Origin of the sequence: Anaeromusa sp. (assembly GCF_028691475.1) — a bacterium.
GTDB lineage: Bacteria > Bacillota > Negativicutes > Anaeromusales > Anaeromusaceae > Anaeromusa.
In genome coordinates this window covers 26,315-34,478 of sequence record NZ_JAQUZF010000011.1, presented here as the reverse complement: position 1 = coordinate 34,478, position 8,164 = coordinate 26,315, and the positions used below count along the sequence as shown (strand labels likewise).

Below are 8,164 nucleotides of genomic sequence, written 5' to 3'. Positions count from 1 at the left end.
CGATATCGCCCTTCTCTGCAGAGAGTTTTCCAGTTTTCTCTTTTTCCGAACCCTTTCGTATTTTGCTGATATTCTTTCGATGATTATCATGGTCGAAGCACTGCTCATCCCTGATGCCGCAGCGAAATTGGCGGCAAGCGGGCTTGTGGCGATTCTTAACTATTTTGCCAGCAAGCATGTGGTCTTCCGTCTAGGGAACCGCTGATTTACTCGCATCTCGCGCTAAAGCAGCCTTTTTCTCGTCATACATCGTCAGAAATACTCGACAGAGCGCCGCTATGCCTGCGTTTTCTTTCTCGCCTGACGAAAAAAATTCGTGCTTAAGCGGAGTGCTCATTAAGTCATCGGTTCCCTACAGAATAATGCTAATAAAAGCGCTAGATGCGCCTAGGATCGGTTACGGCGGCAATGCTTGTAGTTGAGACTTTTATTGGAACAAGACGGTCCGCAGGACGAAAAAGCGAGCTAAGGCGGAGTACAGTTTCGCCTGTTTGAGCACAGCGAGTTAAGAAACTGCCGACTTAGCTCGCTTTTTCGAGGCGCGTGCAAATCTTGTCACAAATGCAAGCATGCCGCCATTTTTATGTAAATTCATGTATTTCTTGATACATCTTGGTTTTCAACCATAAGAATTTTTACTATCTGACACAGAAAAAAGGAGTACTCATGCGAAAACTCATTGTCAACGCCGATGATTTCGGCCGTCATGTTCTCATAAACGATGCTGTCATTCAAGGTCATGTAGAAGGCTGCATCACCAGCGCCACCTTGATGCCCAGCGCCGCCGCTTTTGACGACGCCGTAACCAAGGCAGCCGCTCATCCTTCGTTAGGAGTAGGGGTACATTTGACGCTCATCGGCGAGAAGCCCTTGCTTCCGCCGGAGCAAATCCCCAGCTTAGTCGATGAAAACGGCCAGCTTGCTGAAAAATACCCGCAGTTTATGGCTCGCTTTTTTAAAGGCGCCGTTTCTTTAAAAGAAGTACGCGCCGAACTGGCCGCTCAAATTCAAAAAGTTGTCGACAGCGGCCTGCGCATCACCCATATTGACAGCCACCAGCATCTTCATGTGCTGCCTGGAATTATCGACATCGCCTTAGAACTGGCCGCGGCCCACCAAATCAAAGCCGTACGCATTCCTTCCGTACCGCTCGGCTTTACCGGCGGCTACTCCTGTACGCCTGGACAGTTCGTCGGCCGTTCCGGCCTTATCTTCCTAGCCGCTTTAGCCCGCCGCAAGGCGCGGCAGCGCGGGTTTCGGACGCCGGACCATTTCTTCGGCATTGTCGCCGGAGGCGGCCTGCGGGAAGAAAGCTTCTTAGAAATTTTGCGCAAGCTGCCTGCAGGTTCCACGGAAATCATGATTCATCCTGGCACGGATAATCAGGCTTTAGCAGCCGCCTGCGGCTGGGCGCACCAATTCGAAGAAGAACTGCAGACAGCCCTAAGCAGCCAAGCAAAAGCGTTGCTCAAAGAGCGCTCGATCACCCTGGCTTCCTTCCGGGATATTCCGTGAGAAAGAACGGAATGTTTAAACATGAGTAGAAGGAGTAAAGGGAGGGCACGACGAGGTTGGATTGAACAGGAGTCGCGATGAGAACCTGAGGGCTCGCATGAGGCTTACGATGTTTGGAAGTATAATCAAAAAAGATCAACAGTATCCAGAAAAGCCAGTGAAATCCTTACTTAAAAGGTTTCACTGGCTTTTAAAAATTCTAAATTTCTCTCTGAATCCTGTTGTTACTTGAAGTACCGGCTTTTCCCCTCTTGCGGCCCCTCCGGTTCTCCGATTCTCTTGTTCGTTCCTAATCTCGGCTATTCTTTCAGCTTGATCGTTTTCAAGCCGTAATAATTGCAGAGCAGGTCACGCGAGACGGAATTGTTCAAGTCCTCAAAGTACACATGGCGCAGCACGCGATTTTTGATGGAAATAGGCGCCACTTCGAGCTCTGTCGCTCCCTGAGCCGCCATTTCCCGCACATAGGCCATCCGCGCCCCGTCTTCCCGATGGATGGTCACATATTGATTCAAGGTTGCCGCCATCATGGGCAGCAGAACCAAGACCGCAAAGAGCGCCATGTATTTCCTGCGAGCCGTCTCCAAAAAGTATTGACGCACTTCGGGCACGGTGAATACGCCGGCTGTGGCAATCAGTAAAAACGTGACTGACCCAAAGGTAGCCCGCGCCGGAAAGCGGGGCGACGCCACCATGACAAAATGGTTAAACAGAGCCAGCGCCAACCAGGCCGCTACATGCCAGCAAGCCGGATGCACTGCCATAATCTCCCCCCAGCCGCTGCGTGCGCCTCTCAAATCCTTCTTGCGCAACGACAGCTTGGTAAAGGCATACCGATAGAGTTGCGTGATCGTAAGCAGATAGATCAGCATCTCTTCCAGACCGGACAAGGTATTAAAAAGCTGCACCTGCAACCGCGGCGTCGCGACGCCCAGCGGCACGGCCACCTTAGCTATCAGCAGCGGTCCCAGCCAAGTAGAAAAGAAATGACCGTTGCTATAGGAAAGCAGAAAAAAAGCAATTGCCGCCATAGTCATGACAGAGGAAAAAATAAAAGTTCCGTCCAGCTTTCGGTTTTCCGTTGCCGCAGCAGCGCCTTTCTCGTGGCAAGCCCGCAAAACCCGCCAGGCCAGCAGCAAAAACAACACTACCGGCAGCACATAGAGCAGCGCCTCCGCCCCGGCAGCGATAAGATTGGTAAAATGATAAAGCACCTTTGTTTTCGAATCGTCAAAACGCACATAGTTTCCCGGCGCAGCAACCAGCATAACCATCCCCAGTACCGCGCCAAAACAGCCGGTCAGCATCCACGTTTGCAGCTGTTTCTTCTTGTAAAAATAGAAGGTGGCGCAAACACTGACAAAAGCCGTGGTAGCTGAAGTATTTTCAATACCCCAGCCTGCAAGCACGCCCAAAATCAGCATACTTAAAGACGCCCAAAAACCGCCTTGCCACAGTCCTCTGCCCAAGGCTTGAAAATGGTAGGGGAGAAAAAACGCAAGAATCAACACAGCCGTAAATAAATAGGTGCACGAGCCGGCCATCCAAATCGTCACTTCCGCAAAATGAGGCAGCCCCAGCCACGTAAAGGTAATCAGCAGCAATAAAACATGCGGCTGAAAGCGCCAGGTAAGCTGGCGTTGCGAATGCCAGTACATCAGCACAATCAAGGCTACATACATAAAAGAGTTGAATAAGTTGAACCAAAACTTGCCTGCCAGCAAAAAACTGCTCAGCACCACATAGGCCGTCATGCGACCGCCGTGAGTCAAATAATGGGCATACATGGATTGAAATACATCCGGCCAAACCGCCAGCTTGTCCATCGTTCCCCAAATCAAGGAATACCAATAATCATCGCGATGCAGCGGCATGAAAAAGTTCAGAGACAACATATACACAAAAAGCAAAGCCAGCATCCCCCACGACAAAAAATCACTGCGGCTATATGCTTTGTTTTCTTGCATTTCCATGGGTTTTTTAGTTCCTCCTTGTTCGTTACACATTGCGACTCAGGCGCTTCCTTAGTGTACCACAAAAATCAGCCCCTGCCATCTTTCTTACAATGCTCTTCACGTCATAACACTTACTACCTCTTCGATTACAACGGATGTTAATTTACACTAACATCTTTGCTTTTGCTCTTTTAATATTTTTTTGTAACTTTCTTCTTGACAAAGATTAGTCATTTTGCTAAGTTATAACCAAGATTTTAATATACAAAATGCATTGAAAGGGAAAAAGCCTAGCGCCGCGTCACTTAAGAGAGCTGTTGGTTGGTGTGAAACAGCGTACCGCGCTATAGCGAAACTCACCCTTGAGCATTCACCCGAACGCAATCAGCAAGTAGGCGTGAACGGGCATCTCGCCGTTATCACGAGAGAGGCATCGCCTAGATGGGCCGCGCCTGCAGAGTGGATATATTTCATATCAACAAGAGTGGTACCACGGAAGTGTATGCTTTCGTCTCTTGGCAGCAATGCCAGGGGACGATTTTTTTTGTTTCCGCCCCCTGGAAAACAAAAGCAGAGGAGAGATTATTATGAAAATTTCTTTTTCCACCTTGGGTTGTCCTGAATTCGGCTGGCGCGACATTTATTCTCTGGCCAAAGACTTTGGCTTTGACGGGATTGAGGTCCGCGGTCTGGGAGATAAGCGCTTCACCGGACCGGCCCAACCTCTTTCTGAAGAACAATGGCCGCAGACCAAGAAAAAATTGGAAGAGCTGCGCCTTGAAATTTCTTGCCTTTCCTCCGGCTGCTGTCTGAAGTTTGCCGAAAAAGCCGAAGAAAACCACAAAGAGCTTGTACGTTACATTACGCTGGCCGGCAAACTGGGTACGCCTTATATTCGTATTTTAGGCGATAGCGAACCTCAGCCCACGGGAGATGTTGACGACCAAGTTGTCCTCGCCGCCCTGCGCCGCCTGATCCCCATCGCCGAAGCCAATCAAGTCACGCTTCTGGTAGAAACATGCGGCGATTATGCCGATACAAAACGTTTGGGCAATCTCCTCAATCAGGTAGCCAGCGACGCCATCGGCGCCTTGTGGGACATTCATCACCCCTACCGTTTTACCGGAGAAACGCCGGAGCAAACCGTGCAAAATCTCGGCGCTTACATCAAATACGCTCATGTCAAAGATTCTGTCGTCATAGATGATGCCATTCAATATCGCATGCTGGGCGAAGGAGATCTGCCGATTGCACAAATTATGTCCGCCTTAAATTCCATCAAATACGCCGGTTACCTCTCCTTGGAGTGGGTCAAAGCCTGGGCGCCGGACTTGGCCAATGCCGGAGTTGTCTTCCCGCATTTCGCTCATTACATGAATCGCTTTATCGAAAAGAACACCTCTAAAGGCCGCTTATTTGACAACAATGCCAAAACAGGCAAGTTCATCTGGGAAAAGGACAGCCTTATTGACCTAACCTTCCCCCAAGTCCTGGATCATGTAGTAGCCGAATTCCCTGACCAGTACGCTTTTCGCTATACCACGCATGATTACACACGCACGTATGCGGAATTTCGGGACGATGTAGACGCCTTTGCCCGTTCTTTAATTGCTTTGGGCGTAAAGCCAGGCGATCATGTCGCCATTTGGGCTACGAACGTGCCCCAATGGTATATTACCTTCTGGGCCACCACCAAAATCGGCGCCGTCCTGGTCACGGTCAATACGGCTTATAAAATTCATGAAGCAGAGTACCTGTTCCGCCAATCCGACACGCACACACTGGTCATGGTTGACGGCTACAAAGATTCCAACTATGTCGAGATCATGCAGGAGCTCTGCCCCGAACTGGAGCACACCAAGCCTGGGGCACCGCTGCATTCGGTCCGCCTGCCGTTCCTGCGCAACATCATCACCGTCGAATCCAAGCAGCCAGGCTGCCTGACCTGGGAAGAAGCCGTGGAGATGTCGGAAACCGTACCGGTCGAAGAAGTCTATCGCCGCGAACGCGCTCTGAACAAGCACGATGTCTGCAACATGCAGTACACTTCCGGTACCACCGGCTTCCCCAAGGGCGTCATGCTTACGCACTACAATGTCGTCAACAACGGTAAAAACATTGGGGACTGCATGGATCTCTCCACCGCTGACCGCATGATGATTCAGGTGCCTATGTTCCACTGCTTCGGCATGGTCTTGGCAATGACGGCCGCCATGACCCACGGCGCTACCATGTCGCCGCTCCCTTACTTTTCTCCCAAGCAGTCGCTGGAATGCATCAACCGCGAAAAAATCACCTGCTTCCATGGCGTTCCCACCATGTTCATCGCCATGCTGGAGCATGCGGATTTCCCCAAGACCGATTTTTCTCACGTACGCACAGGCATCATGGCCGGCAGCCCCTGCCCCACCAAAGTCATGCAAGACGTGGTCAACAAGATGAACATGACGGAAATCACCATTGTTTTCGGCCAAACCGAATCCGCCCCCGGCTGCACCCAGAGCCGTGTAGACGATTCCATTGAACTGCGCGTCTCCACCGTAGGCCGCGCCTTGCCGGGCGTAGAGTGCAAAATTGTAGACCCCGAAACCGGCGAAGATTTGCCGGACAATGTGTCCGGGGAATTTGTCGCCCGCGGTTATAACATCATGAAAGGTTACTACAAAATGCCAGAAGCTACTGCCGCCGCTATTGATAAGGACGGCTGGCTCCACACCGGCGACCTGGCCAAGCGCGATGAAAAGGGTTACTTCAAAATCACAGGCCGCATCAAGGATATGGTGATTCGCGGCGGTGAAAACATCTATCCTAAAGAAATCGAAGACTTTATCTATACCCATGAAAAAGTCAAAGATGTACAAGTCATCGGCGTGCCGGACAAACAGTACGGCGAAGAAATCATGGCCTGCGTCATCTTAAAAGACGGCACAACGATGACTTCGGATGAACTCAAAGACTACATCCGCTCTCATATGGCCAAGCACAAAACACCTCGCTATATTGACTTTGTCCACGAGTTCCCCATGAACGCCGCCGGCAAGATCATGAAGTACAAAATGCGCGAGCAGGCCGTGGCCAAGCTGGGCCTTGCGGCAGACAGCAAAGTCGAGACAGCGTAACAAGAATACGAAACGCAGAGGAACAGAGAAAAGCCAGAGGAAAACCAGAGAATGAGAATTTGAACAAGAGTAAAGGGCGTAGATGGAGGACTCGACGAGGTTGAATTGAACAAGGAAACCGAGGTCACGATAGGGCACGCAGGAGGATTACGAGGAGTAAAATATCAAAAGAGGTAAGCTGCGCGGCTTACCTCTTTTGTTTTCTATTATGCAATTCGCTTACATCAAGAAGGCCATCCCTAAAACCATGGCCCCTACCATCGGCAAAAAATTACGTTTGGCAATTTCCATGGGATTAACGCCGGCAATACCGGCAATGATGATGGTTGCACCGGCGATAGGCGACATAGTACGCCCCAGGGTGCCTCCCAAGGTCGCCATGCTGCCCATTTGCACCGCAGACATGCCAAACTCCTCGGCATGCGGCGTAATCGCTTCGTTAAAGGCAAACGTTGCTGCATCCCCAGACCCGACAACCACGCCGAGAATAAACGGACCTACCGCTGCGCACACTTTAACAATGCCCGGATTGTTCAGCATGGCCGTAGTAAAGGTTTTCACAAGCCCCATCGCAGTCATCCCTGAAACAAACACACCGGCGGAAATGATAATCCCCAAAATAGAACCGTACGCTTTGCCCATACCATCGAAGAAAGCATTGCTAAAGTTAGTCGGATTTTTGCGTGTCACGACCAGTGCCAGCATCGCCCCTATGACCATGGCCTGAGGTACATCCATTTTCAACGCCGGCACAACACCGGCTGTTCCCAAAATCAAAATCACAATCGGCAAGATAGGCATAATGGCGTAAAGCCAGTTAACCTTAAAGGAAGCTTCCGCTTCCAAGCCTTCCGCTATGTACCCTTTATGTTCTTTGCGGTAATAGGCAATCAGTGTAATCAGCACTGCCGCCGTCAAAAGAGAGGCAATATTCGCTTTGAAGTGGAACGCAATCACATCCATGACCCCTACGCCGGCAATTTTCGCCACAAATGGGTTATGAGCCAATCCAGGATTGAGCATGCTTCCGTAGGTGCCGCATTTCACCGCAGCCCCGGCCATCGCCGGGTGAATGCCGGCCGACATCATTAAAGGCACAAAAATGGCGCCCGCTGCAGCCGCTGTCCCGGCGGCGCTGGGCAAGGCCACATTGACAGCGTAGGTAGCCAGTACCACGCCGGGAATCAACAGCGGCCGAACTTTAGAAAGCCCTCCTGCCAATAAGTTAATCAAATGCTTATCGCATTCCGTGTAGCGCATAACCATCGCAAAGCCCATAACCGAGCAAACCGCTTGAATCAAGCCGCCATTGGTCATGTTTTTGGCGAACGCGTCCAACGAAGCCATGGGCGTTCCCGCCACACAGGCCATACTAATCCCGGAAGCTAAAAGCACCAATCTTGCGTCATACCGTTTCAGCAAAAAATATACCGTTACTGCCACAATAGCTACGCCAATTGCTGTCATCATCACTTGTGTCCTCCTTGCGTTTTATCTTTGATGCATTTTTTTCGATAGATAGTACAAACTTACATTTGCCGTAAAAAAAGAGGCTCAAAGCAGCGCTTATTCCGC

General features: G+C 50.6%; 5 protein-coding genes and 1 other annotated feature. Of the genes, 3 read left to right on the top strand and 2 right to left on the bottom strand.

Translation table 11 applies throughout. The features are described 5' to 3' along the window. Positions 1–205: GtrA family protein (locus PHF27_RS03145; RefSeq protein WP_300065880.1), on the top strand; the 205-nt coding region annotated here is incomplete at its 5' end. 461 nt (positions 206–666) lie between these two features. Then, entirely contained in the window at positions 667–1,515 is an 849-nt protein-coding gene (locus PHF27_RS03140) for a ChbG/HpnK family deacetylase (protein WP_300065877.1), read from the top strand. Between the two features lie 299 nt (positions 1,516–1,814). Here PHF27_RS03140 and PHF27_RS03135 read toward each other — a convergent pair whose 3' ends face one another. Further along, positions 1,815–3,488: a DUF6056 family protein gene (locus PHF27_RS03135; protein WP_300065874.1), complete on the bottom strand. Its 1,674-nt coding sequence runs from the start codon at positions 3,486–3,488 to the stop codon at positions 1,815–1,817. Positions 3,489–3,735: 247 nt separating this feature from the next. Then, positions 3,736–3,989 (top strand) — a binding site (T-box leader). Between the two features lie 68 nt (positions 3,990–4,057). Between PHF27_RS03135 and PHF27_RS03130 the strand changes: the two genes are divergently transcribed. Further along, entirely contained in the window at positions 4,058–6,589 is a 2,532-nt protein-coding gene (locus PHF27_RS03130; RefSeq protein WP_300065872.1) for an AMP-binding protein, read from the top strand. Positions 6,590–6,808: 219 nt separating this feature from the next. On the opposite strand, the gene dcuC is transcribed toward PHF27_RS03130, so the two are convergent. Further along, positions 6,809–8,059: a C4-dicarboxylate transporter DcuC gene (gene dcuC, locus PHF27_RS03125; RefSeq protein WP_300065869.1), complete on the bottom strand. Its 1,251-nt coding sequence runs from the start codon at positions 8,057–8,059 to the stop codon at positions 6,809–6,811. Positions 8,060–8,164 lie beyond the last annotated feature (105 nt).

Excerpts from the sequence above, each read along its gene's own strand:
- PHF27_RS03130 (WP_300065872.1), top strand. The coding sequence starts at position 4,058 with ATGAAAATTTCTTTTTCCACCTTGGGTTGTCCTGAATTCGGCTGGCGC.
- dcuC (WP_300065869.1), bottom strand. The coding sequence starts at position 8,059 with ATGATGACAGCAATTGGCGTAGCTATTGTGGCAGTAACGGTATATTTT.
- PHF27_RS03140 (WP_300065877.1), top strand. The coding sequence starts at position 667 with ATGCGAAAACTCATTGTCAACGCCGATGATTTCGGCCGTCATGTTCTC.
- PHF27_RS03135 (WP_300065874.1), bottom strand. The coding sequence starts at position 3,488 with ATGGAAATGCAAGAAAACAAAGCATATAGCCGCAGTGATTTTTTGTCG.